Origin of the sequence: Enterobacter sp. 302C9 (assembly GCF_034106085.1) — a bacterium.
In the GTDB taxonomy this organism is placed as follows: Bacteria; Pseudomonadota; Gammaproteobacteria; order Enterobacterales; family Enterobacteriaceae; genus Enterobacter; species Enterobacter asburiae_B.
In genome coordinates, this window is the sequence record NZ_JAWNBW010000004.1 from 257,469 (window position 1) to 280,416 (window position 22,948).

Consider the following 22,948-nt stretch of genomic DNA (forward strand, 5'->3'; position numbering starts at 1 on the left):
GCTTACCGGGCCAACTAATTCCGATGCCGGCCGGCATACTCCAGCCGATACACCCAGTCGTCATAGCGCACGCCGTCAATTTCATACGCCTTTTCCAGCACCTGCGTACGCACAAACCCGGCTTTCTCCAGCACGCGCACCGAACCGCCGTTGTCCGCCAGCACATATGCGTTAATCGCTTTTACGCTGGTCTTGTTAAACGCGTAATCGCACACCGCGCGCAGCGCCTCGCTGGCAATCCCTTTTCCCTGCGCGGCAGGCACAACCGTGTAGCCGATATCGGCCTCTTCACGATTCTCAGGGCTGATTTGCAGGCCGATATCGCCCAGCGGCGTATCGTCCTCCAGAGAGCGGATCACAAAGACATGCTCCGCCATCAGGCGCGCGGCAAACACGCGGCGGGTCTCTTTTTCCGGCGCGATGGCGGCCATGTAGCGCATGATGCGGCGATCTTCACGCAGCGAGCGGAAGAAGGCCCAGTCAGTGGGTTCGAAAGGAGTGAGGTGAAGCCGGGGTGTGGTGATGGTTGCCATTGTTACGCCATTTCTTCGGAACATGGCCTGTCACTGTAACATATTCACCGCACCACATCCCCCAGCGCCTCTTCTAATTCATACCAGCGGAACGCAAAGCCGGCCGCTTCCAGCCGTTTTGGCAGCGCCCGCTGTCCGCCTAGTACAAGCACGGACGCTTCACCCATCATCAGGCGAATGACCGTGGCAGGCACGCGCAAAATCGCCGGGCGGTGCAGGGCATGACCCAGCGCGTGGGCGAACTGTTCGTTACGCACCGGATACGGCGCAACCATGTTAAACGGCCCGCGCAGATCGTTATCCAGCAGCCAGAGAATACCGTTGACCATATCGTCGATATGGATCCAGGCCAGATACTGACGGCCATTACCGATCGGCCCACCGAGTCCAAGCCGGAAAGGGGGAAGCATCTTCGCCAGAATGCCGCCCTTCGGCGCAAGCACGACGCCGGTCCGCAACAGGCAGACGCGGGTGCGATCGCTCTGCGCCGCGCAGGCGATACGCTCCCACTGGGCGCAGAGCTTATGGGTAAACTCGTTATGCGGCGGCTCTTCCTCGGTCACCACCACCTCGCCGAGATCGCCGTAATAGCCCACGGCTGAACCCGAAATCAGCACCGAAGGCGGCGTGTGGCTATTGCGGATCAGCTCGACCAGCTTTTCGGTGATGTTCCACCGACTGCTGCATAACAGCTGTTTTTGCTCTTCCGTCCAGCGCTTATCGGCGATGGGTTCCCCCGCGAGGTTAATGACGGCGTCGAAGCCGTCCAGATTTTGCTGCTCGGCCAGATTTTTCCAGATATCGATACCCGCCCCGAGCACCTGGCGCGCTTTCTCCGGGCTGCGCGTGACCACGGTAATGTCGTGATGCAAGGCCTGCAGACGTGCAATGAGGTGACGACCAATAAGGCCCGTGCCGCCGGTCAGCAAAATCTTCATACAACCTCCAGGGTTACGCCTGGCGTCGCCAGCTTAGCGTCATGGAGACGGAATCGGCGTAGCGCAGGGCGTGAAGTTTATCGATCTCAACTTCAGCATAAGTGACCCAGTGATGTTCGCGTGCGATATCGAGCACATCCTGAGTTAATTTTTCCAGCAGAGAGAAGCGGTTATTCTCCACGTACTGAATGATGTTTTTGGTTATTGTGCGGTAGTTCAGCGCGTCGTTGATGTCTTCGCTGGCCCGCGCTTTGTCTGCGGGATAGTGAATTACCACGTTAATGACAATATCCTGACGGTTGGCGATCTCTTCCTCTTTGATGCCGATGAAGGTGCGCAAGCGTAAATTTTTTATGCGAATAATAGCGTCTGGCTGTGACATTGCAGGTCTTCTCCGTGTCAGTATTTCCTGCTCATCATACATGAGAGGCTCGCGGGCACCCAGCCTCATAGAGGGTTAAATCTGCTGGATTTTTTGCATCGCTCGCTCGGTGGCCGGGCGGGTTCGGATGCGCTCAAACCAGTTGTTCACCGCCGGGTAAGCGGCAAGGTCAATTCGGTGTTTTTCATGCGTATTCACCCACGGCCAGCAGGCGATGTCGGCAATACTGTAATGATCGCCCCCGAGCCACGGCGTTTTCTCCAGCCGACGGTTCAGAACGTCATACAGCCGTTGAGTCTCAACCTGATAGCGTTCTATTGCATAAGGAATGGGCTGCGGGGCGTAAGCGGTAAAATGATGATTTTGCCCCAGCATGGGCCCCAGCCCGCTCGCCTGCCAGAAGAGCCATTGCAGGGTATGGTGACGCTCGCGCAGTTCGCCGCTCAGCAGTTTGCCGGTTTTCTCCGCCAGGTAGAGCAAAATCTCACCGGACTCAAACAGGCTCAGCGGCCTGCCTCCGTCCGCCGGGTGGTTATCAATAATGGCCGGGATTTTATTATTCGGCGAGATAGCCAGAAAGAGAGGGCTGAACTGATCGCCTTTGCTGATATCCACGCGAATGATCCTGTAATCCAGCTCGGTTTCTTCAAGAAAAAGGGTGATCTTATGGCCGTTTGGGGTAGGGGCGTAATAAAGGTCGATCATTCTCAACTCCTGTCCATGCGAATAGTCGTGCCATGAGAAATGAGTATAGGTGGTTGTTGTAAATCGTGAGTTTTCATCAAGTGACAGCGGGGCAAAGAGATTATATGTTGAGTAAAAACCGATCAGCCTATGAGGATGTTATGAACCAGTCCGTCATCACGTTGTGGTCCGATGCGAATTTCTTTTCTCCCTATGTTATGAGCGTATACGTTGCGCTGGCCGAAAAAGGGCTCACTTTTACGCTGAAGACCGTCGATCTTGACGGCGGTGAACATCTCAAGCCGCAGTGGCAGGGCTACGACCTGACCCGACGCGTGCCGGTGCTGGAGATCGACGGTTTTGCCCTGAGCGAATCGTCGGCGATTGATGAATATCTGGAAGATCGGTTCGCGCCGCCTGAGTGGGAGCGCATTTATCCTCACGATCTGCAAAAACGCGCGCGGGCGCGGCAGATCCAGGCGTGGCTGCGGAGCGATCTGGTGCCAATTCGCGTGGAACGCTCAACGGACGTCGTGTTTGCCGGGGTCAAAAAGCCAGCGCTCAGCGCAGAAGGCCGTGAAAGCGCGCAAAAACTGATTGAAACCGCCACCTCGCTCCTCGCACACGGCAACCCGAACCTGTTCGGCGAGTGGTGCATCGCCGACGCCGATCTGGCGTTGATGCTAAACCGCCTGATCCTCAACGGCGATGAGGTGCCGCAGCTGCTGGTGGATTATGCCGCGTTTCAGTGGCAACGCGCCTCCGTGCAGCGCTATGTGGCACTATCTGCCAGGCGCGCGGGCTGATAAGCCCTGACGCTTCAGGTATGATGGGGGCAGTCTGTTTTCCCGAGGAGTGACTGATGAAACTGATGTTTGCGTCGGATATCCATGGATCGCTGCCCGCTACCGAGCGTGTCCTTTCCCTGTTTGCACAAAGCGGCGCGCAGTGGCTGATTATTCTGGGGGATGTCCTCAACCACGGCCCGCGCAACGCGCTGCCGGAGGGCTACGCCCCGGCGCAGGTCGCGGAAAAGCTCAACCCGTACGCCTCGCGCATCATTGCCGTTCGCGGCAACTGCGACAGCGAGGTGGACCAGATGCTGCTGCATTTTCCCCTTACCGCGCCATGGCAACAGGTGCTGCTGGAACAAAGCCGCCTGTTCCTGACGCACGGGCATCTTTTTAGCCCTGATAATCTCCCGGCGCTCGCGGCTGGCGATGTCCTGGTTTACGGTCATACTCATATTCCGGTTGCTGAAAAACGCGGTGAGATTTATCACTTCAATCCGGGTTCGGTCAGCATACCGAAAGGCGGTTATCCTGCGAGCTATGGCATGCTGGATGGAAATACCCTGAGCGTTATCGCACTTAATGATCAGCAAGTTATTGCGCAGGTAGCGATTAATCCGTAAGTTACACCTCAACTGCAAACGCGCCGAAAGAGCGCTTAGAAGAGAAGGTTTCCCGATGGTGGAGCAGAGTCATTTGGCAAGTACAGAGTGGGTTGACATTGTCAGCGAAGAGAATGAAGTGATCGCGCAGGCCAGCCGCGAACAAATGCGTGCGGAGCGTCTGCGCCACCGCGCAACATACATCGTTGTGCACGACGGTATGGGCAAAATTCTGGTCCAGCGCCGCACGGACACCAAAGATTTTCTCCCGGGTATGCTGGATGCCACCGCTGGCGGTGTTGTTCAGGCAGATGAAGTGCTGCTGGATTCCGCACGTCGCGAAGCAGAAGAAGAGTTAGGCATCGCCGGTGTGCCGTTTGCCGAGCACGGTCAGTTCTATTTCGAAGACGAAAACTGCCGCGTCTGGGGCGGGCTGTTTAGCTGCGTCTCCCACGGCCCGTTCGCTCTGCAGGAAGAAGAGGTGAGTGAAGTCAGCTGGATGACGCCGGAAGAGATCACCGCGCGCTGCGACGAGTTCACGCCGGATTCGTTAAAAGCGCTGGCGCTGTGGATGACCCGCAACGCCAAAAACGAATCGACCAAATCAGAGAAAGAGGAAGAGGCTGAGTAAGCGTCAGCAACTCTCTCTCAGACACAGACTGGACGCGATGGGCTTTTGATCGCGCCAGTCCCCGTCATTCAGACGCTCCAGTAGCGCTTTCCCGGCTTCAATTCCAATCTTACGATGCGGCACCGCCATCGTCGTCAGCGGCGGCTGACAGACGCGGCTCACGTCGCTATCGCCAAAGCCGACCACCGCCAGATCGTCCGGCACCTTGATTCGCCTGCGCTGACACTCGTACAGCGCCCCGCAGGCCAGCTCGTCTGAGACGCATACCAGCGCATCCAGCTCCGGCCACGCCAGCAGGAATTCTGGCAGCTGTGCCGCGCCGGTCGAGAAGCTCGGCGGCATCGCCGCGTTAATCACCCGGTTCGGCGACATATGGTGGCGAAGCATGGCTTTGTACCAGCCCTGCAAATGCTGCTGGAAAATCCACTGCTCCTGGTTGGCGCAAAGCAGGCCAATATTTTGGTAGCCGCGCTTAATCACCATTTCCGTAAGTTCATACATGGCCGCTACGTTATCAATCCCGATATTCATATCAATCGGGTCGGCGCGCATGGCACCCATTTCCATCACCGGAATAGAGGCGTTTTTCAGCCAGTGGCGAACGGTATCGGTATGTTCAACGCTGAGCAGGATAGCGGCGGCAATATTCGACGCCAGCAGCGTCTCTAGCAATTTCTCCTCCTGCTCAAGACGATGCTGGGATTCAGCCAGCATGATCTGATACCCGGCAGGCTGTAGCACCTGCTGTAGTCCGGCGAACATCTCCGAGCATCCGGCTTCGGAGAGGTTAGGCACCACCATGGCTATCGTCCATGACGATGCCGAGGCCAGCGCGCTGGCGGCAAGATTAGGCATATAACCCAGCTCCTGCACGGCAGCTTCAATTTTTTCTCGTAGTTTATCGGAAACCTGTTCGGGCGTGCGGAGTGCACGGGACACGGTCATCGTGCCCACACCGGCAAGCTGTGCGACATCGGCGAGTGTCACTTTACCGGTACTGCGCCGTTTTCGGGTTAGAGACATACACCTTCCTGCTGACCAGACGCGTTCTTCATTTCCTTCGCTTCACGTGACAGGCAGTATACCCCTTAAATCCCTTTTTTTGCTGTGATTTAGCGCCGTGATTGCAATTTGATAGCGCTATCACATTTCTGCATGTAAACGATTGGTAGCGCTATCTTTGTGATCGCGATCGCAGTCATTCAGCGATGTGTTGAATAAAGTTTGCTCATCTTTAGCGTGTAGCGGGAGTGAAAAGTGCTCAAAAAATGGATATATGATACAACCATCACGCTGCAGGATAGCGTGGAAAACTGGCCGCAGGCGCTGGAGCTGTGCGCGACGCCGCTTCTGGATATGCAGGTGATTGAGCCTGAATACGTCACGGCCATCATCCAGCAGCACCACACGTTAGGACCCTATTATGTGCTGGCACCAGGGCTGGCGATGCCGCATGCGCGGCCGGAGGAAGGCGCCAAAGGACTGGGGTTGTCTTTATTAAAACTAAAACAGGGCGTCTCGTTTGGTGCCGGTGAGTTTGACCCTGTCGATGTCATTATTATGCTCGCGGCACCGGATAAACATAGCCATATCGAAATGATATCCGCACTCGCAGAATTATTTTCCAGCGACGAGGATATGGAGAAACTGCATCAGGCGAATACCCTGGAGGAAATTAAAACGGTTATTGACCGCTTCTGATTTAATTCTTTAATCCGATTATTCACAACATTACGCGACAGCGTGATGGGGCGTGCTCTACTCAAAATAAGGGGACAACAATGAAAATCATGGCTATTTGCGGCTCCGGCCTGGGCAGCAGTTTTATGGTCGAAATGAATATTAAAAAGGTGCTTAAAAAACTGGAGATTGAGGCTGAGGTTGAACATTCCGATCTCTCCTCGGCCACGCCGGGCGCAGCCGATCTGTTCGTGATGGCAAAAGACATTGCGGCCAGCGCCAGCGTGCCGGAAAGCCAGCTGGTGGTGATTAACAACATCATCGACATCAACGAACTTGAAGCGCAGCTGCGCGCCTGGTTCGAAAGACAATAACCCTGATAAGGCGAGGTGGATATGTTTATCCTTGAAACGCTGAATTTCGTTGTTGATATTTTAAAAGTCCCTTCGGTGCTGGTCGGTTTAATTGCGCTAATTGGTCTGGTTGCGCAGAAAAAAGCGTTTTCGGACGTGGTGAAAGGGACGATTAAAACCATTCTCGGCTTTATTGTGCTGGGCGGCGGCGCCACGGTGCTGGTGGGGTCATTAAATCCTTTGGGCGGTATGTTTGAGCACGCCTTTACGATTCAGGGCATTATTCCAAACAATGAAGCGATTGTGTCAATTGCGCTGGAAAAATACGGTGCAGCGACCGCGCTTATTATGGCCTTCGGCATGGTGGCGAATATTATCGTCGCGCGCTTTACCCGCCTGAAGTACATCTTCCTGACCGGACACCACACGTTTTACATGGCGTGCATGATTGGCGTGATCCTGACGGTGGCAGGCTTTGAGGGCGTGGGTCTGGTCTTTACCGGCTCGCTGATCCTCGGCCTGATCATGGCCTTCTTCCCGGCGATTGCGCAGCGCTACATGAAGCGCATTACCGGCAACGATGAGATTGCATTCGGCCACTTTGGCACGCTGGGCTACGTGCTGTCCGGCTGGATTGGCAGCAAGGTCGGTAAAGGCTCTCGCTCAACCGAAGAGATGAACCTGCCGAAGAACCTGAGCTTCCTGCGCGACAGCTCGATCTCCATCTCCCTGACCATGATGATTATCTACCTGATCATGGCGGTGAGCGCCGGACGTGAGTATGTCGAGGCCACCTTCAGCGGCGGTCAGAACTACCTGGTCTACGCCATCATCATGGCGATCACCTTCGCGGCGGGCGTGTTCATCATCCTGCAGGGCGTACGCCTGATTCTGGCGGAAATCGTTCCGGCCTTTACCGGCTTCTCGGAAAAGCTGGTGCCGAACGCGCGTCCTGCGCTGGACTGCCCGGTGGTGTATCCCTATGCGCCAAACGCGGTGCTGATTGGCTTCCTGTTCAGCTTCCTCGGCGGGATTGTGGGGTTGTTCATCTGCGGTCAGTTTAGCTGGGTGCTGATCCTCCCGGGCGTCGTGCCGCACTTCTTCACCGGCGCAACGGCGGGCGTGTTTGGTAACGCCACCGGCGGACGCCGCGGGGCAATGATTGGCGCCTTTGCTAACGGCCTGCTGATCACCTTCCTGCCGGTTCTGCTGCTGCCGGTGCTGGGCGCCATTGGCTTTGCCAACACTACCTTCTCGGACGCCGACTTCGGCGCGGTCGGGATTGTCCTCGGCAACCTGGCGCGCTTCCTGTCGCCGCTTGCCATCACCGGACTGGTTGTGGCGTTGTTCGCGCTGCTGGTGGCGTACAACGTCTTCGCGAAAAACAAACCTGCGGGCGGTAACGCGCAGGAAAACACCGGAGCCAAATCATGAATGAGAAAGAGATAACCGAACTCGCGCGTCAGATCCGCCTTGAGACGCTGAAATCCCTGACGCAGCTGGGCTTTGGACACTATGGCGGCAGTATGTCAGTGGTTGAAACCCTGTCCGTACTGTACGGCGCGGTGATGAAAATCGACCCGGCGGATCCGGACTGGCCGGAGCGAGACTATTTTGTCCTGTCGAAAGGCCATGCGGGCCCGGCGCTCTACAGCACGCTGGCGATCAAGGGCTACTTCCCGGTGGAAGAGCTGAGCACCCTGAACCAGAACGGCACGCGCCTGCCAAGCCACCCGGACCGTCTGAAAACGCGCGGCGTGGACGCCACCACCGGTTCGCTGGGGCAGGGGATCTCCATCGCTGGCGGTATGGCGCTCTCACACAGGCTGGCGGGGCGACCGAATCGGGTCTTCTGCATTGTCGGTGACGGCGAGCTGAACGAGGGGCAGTGCTGGGAAGCCTTCCAGTTTATCGCTCATCATCGCCTTAACAACCTGACGGTGTTCGTGGACTGGAACAAACAGCAGCTCGACGGCGAGCTGGACGAAATCATCAGCGCGTTTGACCTGGAGGGGAAATTCCGCGCCTTTGGCTTTGACGTGGCGACGGTGAAGGGCGACGACATCCCGGGACTGCTGGCGGTGACGTCGCGGGTCCCGGCTGCCGACGCGCGTCCGATAGTCGTCATCCTCGACAGCATCAAAGGGCAGGGGGTGCCGTACCTGGAACAGCTCAGCAACTCGCACCACCTGCGGTTGACCGCGGAGAGCAAAGCGGCCCTCAACGAGACGATTCGCCAACTGGAGGCTTCACATGATTAAGGTTGCACCGGCAGGAGAGAAAGACGCCGTTGAGATGCGTAAGGTCTACGCGGGCTTTGTGGCAAAGCAGATTGAGGCAGGAAGCGAGATTATCGCCCTGGAAGCGGATCTGATGAGCTCGATGGCGATGGACGGCGTGGCGCGCGATTATCCGCAGCACGTGATTAACTGCGGCATTATGGAGGCCAACGTCATCGGCACCGCGGCGGGGCTGTCGCTTACCGGGCGTAAACCGTTCGTTCATACCTTCACCGCGTTTGCCAGCCGTCGCTGCTTCGACCAGCTGTTTATGTCCCTGGACTATCAGCGCAACAACGTGAAGGTGATTGCCTCGGATGCGGGCGTGACGGCCTGCCACAACGGCGGAACGCATATGTCGTTTGAGGATATGGGCATCGTACGCGGTCTGGCGCATTCGGTGGTGCTGGAGGTGACCGACGCGGTGATGTTTGAGGACGTGCTGCGCCAGCTTATCGACCTCGAAGGCTTCTACTGGGTACGCACCATCCGTAAGCAGGCGCCGAGCGTGTATGCCCCGGGGTCAACCTTCACCATTGGTAAAGGCAACGTGCTGCGCGAAGGAACCGATATAACCCTGATTGCCAACGGCATCATGGTGGCGGAAGCGCTGGAAGCGGCGCGCCAGCTTGAGCAGGAGGGGGTCAGCGCGGCGGTCATCGACATGTTTACCCTGAAGCCCATCGACCGGATGCTGGTGAAAAACTACGCCGAGAAAACCGGTCGCATCGTCACCTGTGAAAACCACAGTATTCACAACGGCCTGGGATCGGCGGTGGCGGAGGTGCTGGTGGAAACCTGCCCGGTACCGATGCGGCGGGTGGGCGTCAAGGAGCGTTACGGCCAGGTGGGGACACAGGATTTCCTGCAGAAGGAGTATGGCCTGACGGCACATGACATTGTATCGGCGGCGCGAGAGCTGCTGTAAATAAAAAAGGCGACCCGTTAAGTGGTCGCCTTTTTGTTGCCCGGTAAGCGCTGGCGCCACCGGGCTTTTTAACATTACTGCTGCTGCGAAGACTGGATCGCGGTCAGCGCGATGGTGTAGACGATATCGTCAACCAGCGCGCCACGAGACAGGTCGTTCACAGGTTTGCGCATGCCCTGCAGCATTGGCCCGATGGAGATCAGGTCTGCTGAACGCTGCACCGCTTTATAGGTGGTGTTACCGGTGTTCAGATCCGGGAAGATGAACACGGTAGCGCGACCTGCAACCGGCGAGTTCGGCGCTTTGGATTTCGCAACGTCGGCCATCACGGCGGCGTCGTACTGCAGCGGGCCGTCGATCATCAGGTCAGGACGTTTTTCCTGCGCCAGACGGGTCGCTTCACGTACTTTCTCTACGTCGCTACCAGCACCAGAGGTACCGGTGGAGTAGGAGAGCATTGCTACGCGCGGTTCGATACCGAAGGCAATCGCGGAGTCCGCGGACTGGATAGCGATTTCTGCCAGCTGTTCTGCGGTTGGATCCGGGTTGATCGCGCAGTCGCCGTAAACGTAAACCTGTTCAGGCAGCAGCATGAAGAACACGGAAGAAACCAGAGAGCTGCCTGGCGCGGTTTTGATCAGCTGCAGCGGTGGACGGATGGTGTTCGCCGTGGTGTGAACCGCACCGGAAACCAGACCGTCAACTTCGTCCTGCTCAAGCATCAGCGTGCCCAGCACCACGTTGTCTTCCAGCTGTTCGCGCGCAACGGCTTCGGTCATGCCCTTGCTCTTACGCAGCTCAACCAGACGAGCAACGTAGCTCTCGCGAACCACTTCAGGGTCAACGATTTCGATGCCAGCGCCCAGCTCAACGCCCTGAGACGCCGCAACGCGGGTGATCTCATCCGGGTTACCCAGCAGCACACAGGTCGCGATGCCGCGCTCTGCACAGATAGCAGCCGCTTTAACGGTACGTGGTTCGTCGCCTTCTGGCAGAACAACGCGTTTGCCCGCTTTACGCGCCAGCTCGGTCAGCTGATAACGGAATGCTGGAGGAGACAGGCGGCGGCTGCGCTCGGAGGTTGCAGTCAGGGATTCGATCCAGTCTGCGTTGATGTAGCCCGCAACGTATTCCTGAACTTTCTCGATACGCTCGTGGTCATCAACCGGCACTTCCAGGTTAAAGCTCTGCAGGCTCAGGGAGGTCTGCCAGGTGTTGGTGTTCACCATGAAGACCGGCAGGCCGGTCGCAAACGCGCGTTCGCACAGCTTGCTGACGCGTGGGTCCATCTCGTAGGCACCGGTCAGCAGGATCGCACCGATTTCCACGCCGTTCATCGCGGCCAGGCAGGCGGCAACCAGCACGTCAGGACGGTCTGCGGAGGTTACCAGCAGGGAACCTGCGCGGAAGTGTTCCAGCATGTGCGGAATGCTGCGCGCACAGAAGGTTACGGACTTCACGCGGCGGGTGTTGATGTCGCCTTCGTTAACGATGGTAGCGTTCAGGTGACGCGCCATATCGATTGCACGGGTTGCAATCAGATCGAAGCTCCATGGCACCGCGCCCAGTACTGGCAGAGGGCTGGATTCCTGCAGCTTAGCCGGGTCAACTTTGATGACTTTCGCTTTGGAAGAGTCGTCGAAAATCTCGGACAGGTCAGGGCGAGTACGTCCCTGCTCATCCACCGGTGCGTTCAGCTTGTTCACGATCACGCCGGTGATGTTGGTATTTTTCGCGCCGCCGAAGCTGCTGCGCGTCAGTTCGATACGCTCGTTCAGCTGCTCTGGGGTGTCGGTGCCCTGAGACATCACGAAAACGATCTCTGCGTTCAGGGTTTTCGCGATTTCAAAGTTCAGAGACTGGGCAAACTGGTGTTTGCGCGTCGGGACCAGACCTTCAACCAGCACCACTTCCGCGTCTTGCGCGTTAGCATGGTAGTTGGCGATGATCTCTTCCATCAGCACGTCTTTCTGGTTGCTGGACAGCAGAGACTCAACGTGGCTCATCTTCAGCGGTTCAGCCGCTGGCAGATTGGAGTTCTTGCGAACGATGGTGGTGGTCTGGTCTGGCGCATCGCCACCGGCACGTGGCTGGGCGATTGGCTTAAAGACGCTCAGACGAACGCCTTTGCGTTCCATAGCACGGATAACGCCAAGGCTGACGCTGGTCAGGCCGACGCTGGTTCCGGTAGGGATCAGCATAATAGTACGGGACACGGTTTATCCTCTTTCGTTACCGCCGCAATTGGGCGGGTTACAAAACAGCACCGCCAGCATTGCTGGCGGTGTGGAATCAGGCAGTCAGGCGGTGCGCGTCTTGCGCAATGACCAGTTCTTCGTTAGTTGGGATAACGAGAGCAGGGCGGGTGCCTTCTTTGTTGATGAAGCCAGACTTGCCGAAGCGGGCAGCCAGGTTACGCTCGTGATCAACGTCGAAGCCCAGAACGCCCAGTTTGCCCAGGGACAGTTCACGAACCATTGCCGCGTTCTCACCGATACCACCGGTGAAGATAACCGCGTCCAGACGACCGTCCATCAGCGCAGTGTAAGAGCCGATGTACTTCGCCAGACGGTGGCAGTAAACGTCCATTGCACGTTTAGCGTCTTCTTTCTCTGCGTAGTTGTCTTCAACGTAACGGCAGTCGCTGGTGACTTCGGTCAGACCCAGCAGGCCAGACTCTTTGGTCAGCATTTTGTTGATCTGGTCAACGCTCATGCCCAGGGTGTCGTGCAGGTGGAAGATGATCGCCGGGTCGATGTCACCGGAACGGGTACCCATCACCAGACCTTCCAGCGGGGTCAGACCCATGGAAGTATCAACACATTTACCGTTGCGGATAGCAGAAACAGAACCACCGTTGCCCAGGTGGCAGGTGATGATGTTCAGTTCTTCAACCGGCTTGTTCAGAACTTTTGCGGCTTCCTGAGTTACATAGAAGTGGCTGGTGCCGTGCGCGCCGTAGCGACGTACGCCGTGTTCTTTGTACAGGCTGTATGGCAGGGCATAGAGGTAAGACTCTTCCGGCATGGTCTGATGGAACGCGGTGTCGAATACGGCCACGTTTTTGTCTTTCAGATTCGGGAAGGATTTCAGCGCTTCAGCGATACCGATCAGGTGAGCCGGGTTGTGCAGCGGTGCGAAGGACGCAGAGTCCTTGATGCCCTGGATCACAGATTCGTCGATCACGACGGAGCTGGTGTATTTTTCGCCGCCGTGGACGATACGGTGACCAATCGCAGTCAGCTGAGCAGACAGTTCTGGTTTTTGTGCCAGAATAGTGTTAACGATAAAGTTCAGCGCTTCACTGTGAGCGGCGCCTGCACCTAAAGCCGCTTCTTGTTTGCTGCCGTCCATCTTCCACTTGATACGTGCTTCAGGCAGATGGAAACATTCGGCCAAACCAGAGAGGTATTCGTCACCGTTGAGCGCATCGATGATGGCGAATTTCAGTGAGGAGCTACCGCAGTTCAGAACCAGTACTAACTTACTCGACATGGAAGTACCTATTATTGATACGTGGCTAAAAAAACGTCAGTGAGTCTAACAGCGTAACGCATGAGGACTCAGACATTTATGATTAACATCATGCCAAACGAACATTGTGGCATGATGGAAGAAATAACTATGATTTTATGCCATTTTGCACAATTTTCAGCCAATGGCATAATGTGCAATAATTTGACGAGTTAATGATTCTCGTCTAGGGCCCTATCAGGCTGGCACAGGATACCCGATACGGGGTAGAGATGACAAAATATTTTGAACGTTGTCATAGCTTGTTGTGGTTTTGCACGAAAATTTTAATTTTTATATGTGAAGTTGAGGTACAGCCATGTCGACACCAGAGAACCCGTCCGTAAATTTCTTTAGTCTGTTTCGTCGGGGACAGCATTACGCAAAGACGTGGCCGATGGAAAAGCGCCTTGCGCCAATGTTCATTGAGAATCGCACCATCCGCGCTACGCGCTATGCGATTCGCTTTATGCCGCCTGTCGCTGTCTTTACGCTGTGCTGGCAGATTGCGTTGGGCGGGCAGCTTGGTCCTGCAGTCGCGACGGCGCTCTTCGCCTTAAGCCTGCCGATGCAGGGCCTGTGGTGGTTAGGTAAACGGTCCATCACTCCGCTTCCCCCTTCTATTTTACACTGGTTTTATGAAGTGCGCGGAAAACTGGAGGAGGCCGGACAGGCGCTCGCCCCGGTCGAAGGCAAGCCGGACTACCAGGCGCTGGCGGACACGTTAAAGCGCGCTTTTAAGCAACTGGATAAAACATTCCTCGATGATTTGTGATTGATCATCGAAACGACGACGAAAAGAAGGCACAGTAACAATCAGTTACCGTGTCTTTTTTTTAAAGTGCAATGCGCTACAGGAGTCGAAAGATGGAAATGACCCATGCTCAACGTCTGATTTTGTCCAACCAGTACAAGATGATGACTATGCTTGATCCCGATAACGCTGCGCGCTACAGCCGCCTGCAAACCATCGTTGAACGCGGTTTTGGTTTGCAAATGCGCGAACTGGACCGCGAGTTTGGCGAGCTGAAAGAAGAAACCTGTCGCATCGTGATCGACATTATGGAGATGTATCACGCCCTGCACGTGTCCTGGACGAATCTCAAAGATCAGCAGTCCATCGACGAGCGCCGCGTGACCTTCTTAGGCTTTGATGCCGCAACGGAAGCGCGTTATCTGAGCTATGTTCGCTTTATGGTGAATACAGAAGGGCGCTACACCCACTTTGACGCGGGCACCCACGGCTTCAACGCGCAGACCCCTATGTGGGATAAATATCAGCGAATGCTAAGCGCGTGGCACGCCTGCCCGCGCCAGTACCATTTAAGCAGCAACGAAATTCAACAAATCATTAATGCCTGACGGAGGTGCGTGTGCAGTGTAGAGGTTTTCTGTTTGATCTGGACGGTACGCTGGTGGATTCGCTGCCGGTTGTGGAGCGTTCCTGGTGCCATTGGGCTGACAGACATGGCATCGACCATCAGGACGTGCTGAATTTTATCCATGGCAAACAGGCCATCACCTCGCTACGGCACTTCCTGGCGGGACGCTCTGAGGACGAAATTCAGGCGGAGTTCAAATACCTGGAACATATTGAAGCCACGGATACGGACGGCATCACCGCCTTACCGGGCGCGCTCGAGCTGCTTGAGCATCTGAACGAGGCGCAGATTCCGTGGGCTATCGTTACCTCAGGCTCCATTCCCGTCGCCCACGCCCGTCACAAGGCGGCTGGTCTGCCGACGCCAGAAGTGTTTATCACGGCGGAGCGCGTAAAGCGCGGTAAACCGGAGCCAGACGCTTTTTTACTGGGCGCTGAACTGCTGGGCCTCGCCCCTGAAGAGTGCGTGGTGGTGGAAGACGCGGCCGCTGGCGTACTGGCCGGTCTGAACGCCGGAAGCCACGTTATCGCGGTGAATGTTCCGGCGGGATCTCCCCGCCTGGAGGAGGCAGACTTTGTGCTGGATTCACTGACGGCGCTGGCTGTTTCGAAAGCCTCTGACGGGGTTGTAACCGTCTCGCTAAAAATGTAATCACATGATATAGCCCCACATTGCTGGGGCTTTTTTATGGCAAAATTCCTCATCTCCCACTGACAAGGACATGTTGTGAACGGTGAACTGATTTGGGTCCTGAGCCTGCTTTTAATCGCCATCCTTCTTTTTGCAACGGGCAAGGTACGCATGGACGCCGTCGCCTTGTTTGTCATCGTCGCGTTTGTGCTGAGCGGTACGCTCACGCTGCCGGAAGCCTTCTCCGGGTTTAGCGATCCCAACGTTATCCTGATTGCCGCCCTGTTTATTATTGGTGATGGGCTGGTGCGTACCGGCGTGGCGACCATCATGGGGTCGTGGCTGGTGAAGGTGGCGGGCAGCAGCGAAACCAAAATGCTGATCTACCTGATGGTGACCGTCGCCGGGCTGGGAGCGTTTATGAGCTCAACGGGCGTGGTCGCCATCTTTATCCCGGTGGTGCTGAGCGTCTCCATGCGGATGCAGATCTCGCCGTCGCGCCTGATGATGCCCCTGAGTTTTGCCGGTTTGATTAGCGGCATGATGACGCTGGTGGCAACGCCGCCGAACCTGGTCGTCAACAGCGAGCTGATCCGGGAAGGATTCCAGGGCTTCAGTTTTTTCAGCGTCACCCCGCTTGGGCTGGTCATTCTGGTGATGGGCGTGGTCTACATGCTGCTGACCCGGTTTGCCCTGAAAGGTGAAAAACAGGACAAAAATAAAGAAGGGTGGAAGCGACGCACCTTCCGCGATCTGATTAAGGAGTACCGCCTTACCGGGCGCGCGCGCCGTCTGGCTATTCGCCCCGGTTCGCCGATGGTGGGACAGCGTCTTGACGACCTGAAGCTGCGTGAGCGCTATGGCGCGAACGTGATCGGCGTTGAGCGCTGGCGTCGTTTTCGCCGGGTGATTGTCAACGTTAACGGGGTGTCGGAGTTCCGCGCGCGGGACGTCCTGCTGATTGATATGTCGACCGCGGACGTGGATCTGCGCGAGTTTTGCAGCGAGCAGCTGCTGGAACCGATGGTGCTGCGCGGGGAGTATTTCTCCGATCAGGCACTGGATGTCGGCATGGCCGAAGTATCGCTGATCCCGGAATCGGAACTGCTGGGCAAAACCGTGCGGGAAATGGGGTTCCGAACCCGCTATGGCCTGAATGTCGTGGGGCTGAAGCGCGATGGCGTAGCGATGGAAGGGGCGGTGGTGGATGAGCCGATCCTGCTGGGCGATATCTTCCTCGTTGTTGGTAACTGGAAGCTAATTAGCCAGCTTGGGCAAAAAGGGCGCGATTTTGTGGTGCTCAACATGCCTGTCGAGGAGAGCGACGCCTCCCCGGCTCACAGCCAGGCGCCCCACGCGATTTTTTGTCTGGTGCTGATGGTGGCGCTGATGCTGACCGATGAAATTCCCAATCCGGTCGCGGCTATTATCGCCTGCCTTCTGATGGGCAAATTCCGCTGCATTGACGCCGAAAGCGCCTATAAAGCCATTCACTGGCCGAGCATTATCCTCATTGTCGGGATGATGCCTTTTGCCCTGGCGCTGCAAAAAACCGGCGGGGTGGATCTGATTGTTAAAGGCTTAATGGACGTTGGCGGCGGGTATGGGCCGTACATGATGCTGGTCTGTCTGTTCATCATGTGCGCCACCATCGGTCTGTTTATCTCCAATACCGCGACGGCGGTACTGATGGCGCCGATTGCGCTGGCGATGGCCAAATCCATGGGCGTGTCGCCGTATCCCTTTGCGATGATGGTCGCAATGGCGGCCTCCGCGGCATTTATGACGCCGGTCTCTTCACCGGTGAATACGCTGGTGCTGGGGCCCGGGAATTATAAGTTCAGTGATTTCGTGAAGCTGGGCGTGCCGTTCACCGTGCTGGTAATGGTAGTGTGCGTGGTGTTGATACCGGTCCTGTTCCCGTTCTGATAATTTTGCCGGGTGGCGGCTGCGCCTTACCCGGCCTGTAACCCGCAGGCCCCGCAAACGCAGCGCTGCTGGGCAACAGATTACAAAGGTGAATCCTGGCTAATCTCATCCAGCGACAGATGGAAGCTCGGCACAAACACCTGCATAAAATAGTCCATCTCTTCGCTGCGGCGAGATTCCAGCGTTTTTTCCAGACGCGTTTTCGCCAGTAAAAATTCGTTATTCCCCGCAGACAGCTCTTCCAGACACTTCAGATAGGCGCAGAGCGCGTCGGCCTGCTTGACCAGCGACTTTTCATCTTCCGTGTACTGATGCTCATCGATGAGCGGCTCAAAAATGTCGCGCAACTCATCCGGCACCATGTCAATCAGCTTCTGCTGGGCAATTTTCTCGATGGCCTTATATTCCTGCGCAATTTGCGAGTTGAAATATTTCACCGGCGTGGGCAGGTCGCCGGTCAGCACTTCTGACGCATCGTGGTACATCGCCAGCAGGGCGATGCGCTCTGGATTGACCTGACCGTTGAATTTGCGGTTTTTAATGGCGGCCAGCGCGTGAGCGACCATCGCAACCTGCAGACTGTGCTCTGAGACATTTTCCGTGCGGACATTACGCATCAGCGGCCAGCGGTTGATGAGTTTCAGGCGGGAGAGGTGGGCGAAGAAATGACTCTGACTCATAGGTTACCTTTTGTCTTCACTGCGACAGGCGTTCATTGTGCGGGGAGGGGAGGGAAGATGCAAATCAGGCTACCGAAGTAGCCTGCCTTTAAGATTACTGATGGTATCCGGAGAGGAAGCGCCCGAAGCGGCTGATGGCCATTTCGAGGTCATCTTCGCGCGGCAGCGTCACGATGCGCACGTGATCCGGCCACGGCCAGTTAAACGCCGTCCCCTGAACCAGCAGCACTTTTTCCTGAAGCAGGAAATCCAGCACCATTTTCTGATCGTCATGAATATTGAAGCGCTTCGCGTCAATTTTCGGGAACATATACAGCGCGCCATTCGGCTTCACGCAGGAGACGCCCGGGATATCGTTGATCAGCTCCCACGCGCGGTTGCGCTGTTCATACAGGCGACCACCGGGAACGATGAACTCGCTAATGCTCTGATAACCACCCAGCGCCGTCTGGATTGCGTGCTGCGCCGGCACGTTGGCGCATAAACGCATCGAGGCCAGCATCTCCAGCCCTTCGATATAGCCTTTGGCGTGCTTTTTCGGGCCGTTCAGTACCATCCAGCCCTGACGGAAACCGGCCACGCGGTAGGTTTTAGACAGGCCGTTAAAGGTGACGGTCAGCAGATCCGGTGCCAGCGCAGCGATTGAGTGGTGCTGTGCCGCGTCGTACAGGATCTTGTCGTAAATTTCGTCGGCAAAGATGATCAGGTTGTGCTGGCGGGCGAGCTCGACGATCTCCATCAGCAGCTCTTTTGAGTACACTGCACCCGTCGGGTTGTTCGGGTTAATGATCACGATGCCGCGCGTGCGGGGCGTGATTTTTGCGCGAATATCATCGAGGTCCGGGAACCAGTCGGAGGACTCGTCGCACAGATAGTGCACGGCTTTCCCGCTCGACAGTGATACGGCAGCCGTCCACAGCGGATAGTCCGGCGCGGGCACCAGCATTTCGTCCCCGCTGTTCAGCAGCGCCTGCATCGCCTGCACGATCAGTTCGGAAACGCCGTTGCCGATATAGATATCTTCAACGGTAACATCGCGCATACCGCGTGCCTGGTAGTGCTGCATGATGGCTTTACGTGCGGAGTAAAGTCCTTTTGAATCGCAATAGCCTTGTGCAGTTGGAAGGTTGCGGATCACATCAACCAGAATTTCATCCGGCGCTTCAAAACCAAATGGCGCAGGGTTACCAATGTTGAGTTTCAGAACCTTGTTGCCTTCCTCTTCAAGGCGTTTTGCCTCTTTCAGAACCGGGCCGCGGATGTCATAACAGACGTTATCTAGCTTGCTGGATTTTTCGATAGGGGACATGAACCTTTAACCTTTTCGCTATTATTGCCGCTCCCTGCCGTGGAAGTCAGCACGGAATAATGTACTCCCCCCTCGCTTCGTTTTGAAGGGTGTGCAGTAGAAGATTTTGTGCCGGGAGCAAAATTTTGATAAATCTTTTTCGCTGTGCGTTAGCTTTTTTACTGTATTAAAGTTGTGCGCATGGCACGATGATAGGTTAAATGTGCTATTCATTTGTCAGAATTCTGTATATTGTGCTGGTAAAAATAAGTGGTGAACCTGACAAGGGTAGCAATCACCCTGCGTGACTTTTCGTAAAACCTGAATGCTTGATACATGTTCCTGTAAAAGCATAATGTGGCTAAAAGTTACTCATGTGAAATTAATGTTAAGTGCCATTAATGAATGGTCTTAATCTAAATTAAAATTTATTTATTATTAACCTATAAAATGCAACTTTAGTTAATTTTAATAAAATTAGTTTAGAAGCTTAACATTCTTCTTTAATCCTCAATATTGCAATAAGACTTATAAATAAAGTGGATTTGGGTTAAGATGTCTTTCAGGAAAGCAGAGGACAGATGCAAAAATTTTGTATATCTGGCACTGACTTTTCGAATTAATTGATTGTTATTGTTGGAGTTATCTCTGGCTGGAATGTGTCGCACATCTCCTGCTACGTTGACAGCGCTGCGATAAAGATGGCAGAAAAGGTGTTATACCTTTAATGTAATTTACATAAACCTGCGAACATCTAAATATCCTGAACGTTTAAGAGAATAAAAATAACGTCATGAAACGTGCTTTCTGACTGTTGATATAAAGCAGCACAATAACTATCTGTCAGGCAGTCTGCCGGGCCGGGATGCGAGGGAAAACCTTCAGAGGGAATTGCTTAACTGTTACACACAGCTTCAACCCGGGCAGCTCCGCACGAGCAACCTGAAAGTGAATAGATATGATAAATGCAAATCGTCCGATAATGAATCTCGACCTCGATCTGCTGAGAACGTTTGTTGCGGTCGCCGATCTCAACACTTTTGCAGCAGCTGCTGCCGCCGTTTGCCGAACTCAGTCCGCCGTTAGCCAGCAAATGCAGCGGCTGGAGCAACTGGTTGGTAAAGAGCTTTTTGCACGTCACGGGCGTAATAAGCTCTTAACGGAACACGGTATTCAGCTACTGGGTTATGCCAGGAAAATTCTTCGCTTTAATGATGAAGCATGTATGTCATTAATGTTTAGCAACCTTCAAGGGGTGCTAACGTTAGGCGCATCTGATGAGTCAGCGGATACTATATTGCCGTTTCTTCTCAACCGTATTAGTTCGGTTTATCCGAAGCTTGCGCTGGACGTTAGCGTAAAACGTAATGCCTTTATGGTTGAGATGTTAAATGAGCACAAAGTCGACCTTGTGGTGACGACGCATCGTCCCGGGCAGTTTGATTGCCTGACGCTGCGCACATCACCTACACACTGGTATTGCGCAGCCGAGTACGTGCTGCAAAAAGGGGAGCCGGTTCCGCTGGTCTTGCTGGATGACCCGAGCCCGTTCCGCGATATGGTGCTCACGGCGCTGAATGAGGCCAATATTCCGTGGCGTCTGGCGTATGTGGCTTCCACGCTGCCAGCGGTTCGTGCCGCCGTGAAGGCCGGGCTGGGCGTAACGGCCCGTCCGGTAGAGATGATGAGCCCCGATCTGCGCGTTCTGGGGAAATCCGACGGTCTTCCTGCGCTGCCGGATACGGAGTATCTGCTCTGCCACAATTCGTCCAGCCATAACGAGTTGGCCAAAGTGGTGTTCGAGGCGATGGAAAACTACCATAACCCGTGGCAATTCGAGCGCGTTACCTCCGAAGGAGGGGATGACTCCCTGATCGTCGAAGGGGATTTTGAGTGATCGATAGCTCAATATTCTGGTAACAAAATGTAAGTGTAAAAAACAGCCACTCGTGTGATTTTCACATGCAGTGGCTTTTTTTACGCAATAATACCCGCTTATGGCGCAAGGGTTTTCAGGATACTCTCTTATTTATCAATAAGCTGAATACTTTTGCTTAAAACTTGTCCGTTTTCCGTTCTGACTTCGCCCATATCCCTCTCATGTTAAAAAAACAGGAAATATGTTGCCGTTTTCCATGTTGAATTAACAAAAGCGTGTCGCAGATCAAGAAAATACTCCTATTTGGGGGGAGGAATCGTTGGCAAATCCTGTCAAAATAGGAGGGTTATTTTTTTTACTTCCGAAACGGACACGATTCAACAACATACATTTGACGGAAAGTCATGCACCCACCAGGGTTAAAGGGCACCAAATGTTAATGAGAATCGCTCGATGTAATTTAATGTGAAGAAACCTTTGTTAAAGTTGACAATAGGTTATAGAAAGGAGTAAAAAACCCCATCATTTTGCTGTCTACGTCTCATTTCTGACAGTTAGTGTAAGGTTATTTGTTCCTCCCCATGAATCGATGTGATGCCCATCTGCCAGCAAGAGCAGTGTCGTTGGTATCACTTTTGATGAGTAAGCAATGAGTATGTCAACATCCACAGAAGTCATCGCTCATCACTGGGCATTCGCAATCTTTCTTATTGTAGCCATTGGCCTGTGCTGCCTGATGTTAGTCGGCGGCTGGTTCCTGGGCGGTCGCGCCCGTGCAAGGCACAAAAACACACCTTTCGAATCAGGTATTGATTCAGTAGGTTCCGCTCGCTTACGCCTGTCTGCCAAGTTCTATCTGGTAGCCATGTTCTTCGTCATCTTCGACGTGGAAGCGCTTTACCTTTTCGCATGGTCAACGTCCATCCGCGAAAGTGGTTGGGTGGGCTTTGTCGAGGCCGCAATTTTCATTTTAGTGCTACTGGCCGGTCTGGTTTATCTGGTGCGTATTGGCGCGCTTGACTGGACGCCTGCGCGTTCACGTCGTGAACACATCAACCCGGAAAACAGTATCTCTAATCGTCAGCAGTAACAGCGAGGCAATAAGATGGATTATACGCTCACCCGCATAGATCCTAACGGTGAGAATGACCGTTACCCCCTGCAAAAACAGGAGATCGTAACCGACCCCCTGGAGCAAGAAGTCAATAAAAGCGTGTACATGGGCAAGCTCGAACATGCCATGCACGATATGGTCAACTGGGGTCGTAAGAACTCCATCTGGCCTTACAACTTTGGTCTTTCTTGCTGCTACGTTGAAATGGTGACGTCATTCACTGCGGTGCATGACGTTGCGCGTTTTGGGGCCGAGGTACTCCGTGCTTCCCCGCGTCAGGCTGACCTGATGGTGGTTGCCGGTACGTGCTTTACCAAGATGGCACCTGTTATTCAGCGTCTGTATGACCAGATGCTGGAGCCAAAATGGGTTATCTCCATGGGCGCATGTGCAAACTCTGGCGGTATGTACGACATTTATTCCGTCGTGCAGGGCGTAGATAAATTTATCCCAGTGGATGTGTACATCCCGGGTTGTCCGCCACGTCCGGAAGCCTACATGCAGGCGCTGATGCTGCTGCAGGAATCTATTGGTAAAGAACGTCGCCCACTGTCGTGGGTTGTTGGCGATCAGGGTGTGTATCGCGCGAACATGCAGTCTGAGCGCGAGCGTAAACGTGGTGAACGTATTGCCGTCACCAATCTGCGTACGCCTGACGAAATTTAATTTGCGCCTGTAGGCCTGGAGAACACCTTCGCATATCACTACTCAAATAGCGCGAAGCCAGGCTCA

Annotated in this window: 24 protein-coding genes; 15 read left to right on the forward strand and 9 right to left on the reverse strand. The window is 54.9% G+C overall.

The window, feature by feature from the left end; all coding sequences use genetic code 11:
• Positions 1–14 precede the first annotated feature (14 nt).
• The 4 genes from UR289_RS11060 to yfcG all read right to left on the reverse strand — a co-directional run bounded on the left by UR289_RS11060 (position 15) and on the right by yfcG (position 2,558).
• Positions 15–533 (reverse strand): GNAT family N-acetyltransferase, encoded by a 519-nt coding sequence (locus UR289_RS11060; protein WP_320710098.1) that lies wholly within the window; start codon positions 531–533, stop codon positions 15–17.
• A gap of 44 nt (positions 534–577) precedes the next feature.
• A complete protein-coding gene (locus UR289_RS11065; protein ID WP_033146089.1) occupies positions 578–1,471 on the reverse strand; it encodes a TIGR01777 family oxidoreductase in 894 nt (297 codons plus the stop codon).
• A gap of 13 nt (positions 1,472–1,484) precedes the next feature.
• A complete protein-coding gene (gene folX, locus UR289_RS11070) occupies positions 1,485–1,853 on the reverse strand; it encodes a dihydroneopterin triphosphate 2'-epimerase (protein WP_023312555.1) in 369 nt (122 codons plus the stop codon).
• 75 nt (positions 1,854–1,928) lie between these two features.
• Entirely contained in the window at positions 1,929–2,558 is a 630-nt protein-coding gene (gene yfcG, locus UR289_RS11075; protein ID WP_320710099.1) for a GSH-dependent disulfide bond oxidoreductase, read from the reverse strand.
• A 140-nt stretch (positions 2,559–2,698) separates the two neighbouring features.
• On the opposite strand from yfcG, the gene yfcF reads away from it, so the two are divergent.
• Genes yfcF through yfcD form a run of 3 tightly spaced genes read left to right on the forward strand, consistent with a single transcriptional unit; the run spans position 2,699 to position 4,561 of the window.
• Positions 2,699–3,343, forward strand: a complete 645-nt coding sequence (gene yfcF, locus UR289_RS11080) for a glutathione transferase (protein ID WP_320710100.1) — start codon at positions 2,699–2,701, stop codon at positions 3,341–3,343.
• A 56-nt stretch (positions 3,344–3,399) separates the two neighbouring features.
• A complete protein-coding gene (gene yfcE, locus UR289_RS11085; protein ID WP_032659187.1) occupies positions 3,400–3,951 on the forward strand; it encodes a phosphodiesterase in 552 nt (183 codons plus the stop codon).
• A 55-nt stretch (positions 3,952–4,006) separates the two neighbouring features.
• Positions 4,007–4,561 carry an NUDIX hydrolase YfcD gene (gene yfcD / locus UR289_RS11090; protein ID WP_023312551.1) on the forward strand — a complete coding sequence of 185 codons (555 nt, stop codon included), beginning with the start codon at positions 4,007–4,009 and terminating at the stop codon, positions 4,559–4,561.
• Between the two features lie 3 nt (positions 4,562–4,564).
• Here the strand turns inward: yfcD and UR289_RS11095 are convergent, their stop codons facing one another.
• Positions 4,565–5,584 carry a LacI family DNA-binding transcriptional regulator gene (locus UR289_RS11095; RefSeq protein ID WP_029741925.1) on the reverse strand — a complete coding sequence of 340 codons (1,020 nt, stop codon included), beginning with the start codon at positions 5,582–5,584 and terminating at the stop codon, positions 4,565–4,567.
• A gap of 234 nt (positions 5,585–5,818) precedes the next feature.
• On the opposite strand from UR289_RS11095, the gene UR289_RS11100 reads away from it, so the two are divergent.
• From UR289_RS11100 to UR289_RS11120, 5 genes are all read left to right on the forward strand, one after another.
• Positions 5,819–6,262 (forward strand): PTS sugar transporter subunit IIA, encoded by a 444-nt coding sequence (locus tag UR289_RS11100; protein WP_320710102.1) that lies wholly within the window; start codon positions 5,819–5,821, stop codon positions 6,260–6,262.
• 80 nt (positions 6,263–6,342) lie between these two features.
• Entirely contained in the window at positions 6,343–6,615 is a 273-nt protein-coding gene (locus tag UR289_RS11105; protein WP_003861447.1) for a PTS sugar transporter subunit IIB, read from the forward strand.
• Between the two features lie 21 nt (positions 6,616–6,636).
• Entirely contained in the window at positions 6,637–8,028 is a 1,392-nt protein-coding gene (locus tag UR289_RS11110) for a PTS ascorbate transporter subunit IIC (protein WP_023312548.1), read from the forward strand.
• Positions 8,025–8,855, forward strand: a complete 831-nt coding sequence (locus UR289_RS11115; protein ID WP_182931014.1) for a transketolase — start codon at positions 8,025–8,027, stop codon at positions 8,853–8,855. Before UR289_RS11110 ends, UR289_RS11115 begins: the two co-directional genes overlap by 4 nt.
• Positions 8,848–9,801 carry a transketolase family protein gene (locus tag UR289_RS11120; protein ID WP_023312546.1) on the forward strand — a complete coding sequence of 318 codons (954 nt, stop codon included), beginning with the start codon at positions 8,848–8,850 and terminating at the stop codon, positions 9,799–9,801. Before UR289_RS11115 ends, UR289_RS11120 begins: the two co-directional genes overlap by 8 nt.
• Before the next feature lie 74 nt (positions 9,802–9,875).
• Here the strand turns inward: UR289_RS11120 and pta are convergent, their stop codons facing one another.
• Together pta and ackA are read right to left on the reverse strand one after the other, a co-directional pair.
• Positions 9,876–12,017, reverse strand: a complete 2,142-nt coding sequence (pta, locus tag UR289_RS11125; protein WP_023312545.1) for a phosphate acetyltransferase — start codon at positions 12,015–12,017, stop codon at positions 9,876–9,878.
• A 76-nt stretch (positions 12,018–12,093) separates the two neighbouring features.
• Positions 12,094–13,296, reverse strand: coding sequence for an acetate kinase (ackA, locus tag UR289_RS11130; protein WP_033146081.1), 1,203 nt, complete (start codon positions 13,294–13,296; stop codon positions 12,094–12,096).
• A gap of 337 nt (positions 13,297–13,633) precedes the next feature.
• On the opposite strand from ackA, the gene yfbV reads away from it, so the two are divergent.
• From yfbV to UR289_RS11150, 4 genes are all read left to right on the forward strand, one after another.
• Positions 13,634–14,089, forward strand: coding sequence for a terminus macrodomain insulation protein YfbV (gene yfbV / locus UR289_RS11135; RefSeq protein WP_023312543.1), 456 nt, complete (start codon positions 13,634–13,636; stop codon positions 14,087–14,089).
• A 92-nt stretch (positions 14,090–14,181) separates the two neighbouring features.
• A complete protein-coding gene (locus UR289_RS11140; protein WP_008502874.1) occupies positions 14,182–14,676 on the forward strand; it encodes a YfbU family protein in 495 nt (164 codons plus the stop codon).
• 11 nt (positions 14,677–14,687) lie between these two features.
• Positions 14,688–15,347, forward strand: a complete 660-nt coding sequence (locus UR289_RS11145; RefSeq protein ID WP_320710105.1) for a sugar phosphatase — start codon at positions 14,688–14,690, stop codon at positions 15,345–15,347.
• A gap of 75 nt (positions 15,348–15,422) precedes the next feature.
• Positions 15,423–17,255 carry an SLC13 family permease gene (locus UR289_RS11150; protein WP_033146079.1) on the forward strand — a complete coding sequence of 611 codons (1,833 nt, stop codon included), beginning with the start codon at positions 15,423–15,425 and terminating at the stop codon, positions 17,253–17,255.
• A gap of 80 nt (positions 17,256–17,335) precedes the next feature.
• On the opposite strand, the gene yfbR is transcribed toward UR289_RS11150, so the two are convergent.
• Both yfbR and alaA read right to left on the reverse strand, forming a co-directional pair.
• Positions 17,336–17,935, reverse strand: a complete 600-nt coding sequence (yfbR, locus tag UR289_RS11155) for a 5'-deoxynucleotidase (RefSeq protein WP_023312539.1) — start codon at positions 17,933–17,935, stop codon at positions 17,336–17,338.
• 94 nt (positions 17,936–18,029) lie between these two features.
• Positions 18,030–19,244, reverse strand: coding sequence for an alanine transaminase AlaA (gene alaA / locus UR289_RS11160; RefSeq protein WP_008500204.1), 1,215 nt, complete (start codon positions 19,242–19,244; stop codon positions 18,030–18,032).
• A gap of 937 nt (positions 19,245–20,181) precedes the next feature.
• Between alaA and lrhA the strand changes: the two genes are divergently transcribed.
• The 3 genes from lrhA to nuoB all read left to right on the forward strand — a co-directional run bounded on the left by lrhA (position 20,182) and on the right by nuoB (position 22,882).
• The gene (gene lrhA, locus UR289_RS11165; RefSeq protein ID WP_029741933.1) at positions 20,182–21,120 is read left to right on the forward strand and encodes a transcriptional regulator LrhA; all 939 of its coding nucleotides are present in this window, start codon (positions 20,182–20,184) and stop codon (positions 21,118–21,120) included.
• 631 nt (positions 21,121–21,751) lie between these two features.
• The gene (nuoA, locus tag UR289_RS11170; protein WP_014171000.1) at positions 21,752–22,192 is read left to right on the forward strand and encodes an NADH-quinone oxidoreductase subunit NuoA; all 441 of its coding nucleotides are present in this window, start codon (positions 21,752–21,754) and stop codon (positions 22,190–22,192) included.
• A 15-nt stretch (positions 22,193–22,207) separates the two neighbouring features.
• The gene (gene nuoB, locus UR289_RS11175; RefSeq protein WP_003861482.1) at positions 22,208–22,882 is read left to right on the forward strand and encodes an NADH-quinone oxidoreductase subunit NuoB; all 675 of its coding nucleotides are present in this window, start codon (positions 22,208–22,210) and stop codon (positions 22,880–22,882) included.
• Positions 22,883–22,948: the final 66 nt, after the last annotated feature.

Excerpts from the sequence above, each read along its gene's own strand:
- UR289_RS11115 (WP_182931014.1), top strand. The coding sequence starts at position 8,025 with ATGAATGAGAAAGAGATAACCGAACTCGCGCGTCAGATCCGCCTTGAG.
- ackA (WP_033146081.1), bottom strand. The coding sequence starts at position 13,296 with ATGTCGAGTAAGTTAGTACTGGTTCTGAACTGCGGTAGCTCCTCACTG.
- nuoB (WP_003861482.1), top strand. The coding sequence starts at position 22,208 with ATGGATTATACGCTCACCCGCATAGATCCTAACGGTGAGAATGACCGT.
- yfcG (WP_320710099.1), bottom strand. The coding sequence starts at position 2,558 with ATGATCGACCTTTATTACGCCCCTACCCCAAACGGCCATAAGATCACC.
- UR289_RS11095 (WP_029741925.1), bottom strand. The coding sequence starts at position 5,584 with ATGTCTCTAACCCGAAAACGGCGCAGTACCGGTAAAGTGACACTCGCC.
- yfcD (WP_023312551.1), top strand. The coding sequence starts at position 4,007 with ATGGTGGAGCAGAGTCATTTGGCAAGTACAGAGTGGGTTGACATTGTC.
- UR289_RS11120 (WP_023312546.1), top strand. The coding sequence starts at position 8,848 with ATGATTAAGGTTGCACCGGCAGGAGAGAAAGACGCCGTTGAGATGCGT.
- UR289_RS11140 (WP_008502874.1), top strand. The coding sequence starts at position 14,182 with ATGGAAATGACCCATGCTCAACGTCTGATTTTGTCCAACCAGTACAAG.
- alaA (WP_008500204.1), bottom strand. The coding sequence starts at position 19,244 with ATGTCCCCTATCGAAAAATCCAGCAAGCTAGATAACGTCTGTTATGAC.
- nuoA (WP_014171000.1), top strand. The coding sequence starts at position 21,752 with ATGAGTATGTCAACATCCACAGAAGTCATCGCTCATCACTGGGCATTC.
- yfcF (WP_320710100.1), top strand. The coding sequence starts at position 2,699 with ATGAACCAGTCCGTCATCACGTTGTGGTCCGATGCGAATTTCTTTTCT.
- yfbR (WP_023312539.1), bottom strand. The coding sequence starts at position 17,935 with ATGAGTCAGAGTCATTTCTTCGCCCACCTCTCCCGCCTGAAACTCATC.
- UR289_RS11060 (WP_320710098.1), bottom strand. The coding sequence starts at position 533 with ATGGCAACCATCACCACACCCCGGCTTCACCTCACTCCTTTCGAACCC.
- UR289_RS11105 (WP_003861447.1), top strand. The coding sequence starts at position 6,343 with ATGAAAATCATGGCTATTTGCGGCTCCGGCCTGGGCAGCAGTTTTATG.
- yfcE (WP_032659187.1), top strand. The coding sequence starts at position 3,400 with ATGAAACTGATGTTTGCGTCGGATATCCATGGATCGCTGCCCGCTACC.
- UR289_RS11065 (WP_033146089.1), bottom strand. The coding sequence starts at position 1,471 with ATGAAGATTTTGCTGACCGGCGGCACGGGCCTTATTGGTCGTCACCTC.
- lrhA (WP_029741933.1), top strand. The coding sequence starts at position 20,182 with ATGATAAATGCAAATCGTCCGATAATGAATCTCGACCTCGATCTGCTG.
- folX (WP_023312555.1), bottom strand. The coding sequence starts at position 1,853 with ATGTCACAGCCAGACGCTATTATTCGCATAAAAAATTTACGCTTGCGC.
- yfbV (WP_023312543.1), top strand. The coding sequence starts at position 13,634 with ATGTCGACACCAGAGAACCCGTCCGTAAATTTCTTTAGTCTGTTTCGT.
- UR289_RS11110 (WP_023312548.1), top strand. The coding sequence starts at position 6,637 with ATGTTTATCCTTGAAACGCTGAATTTCGTTGTTGATATTTTAAAAGTC.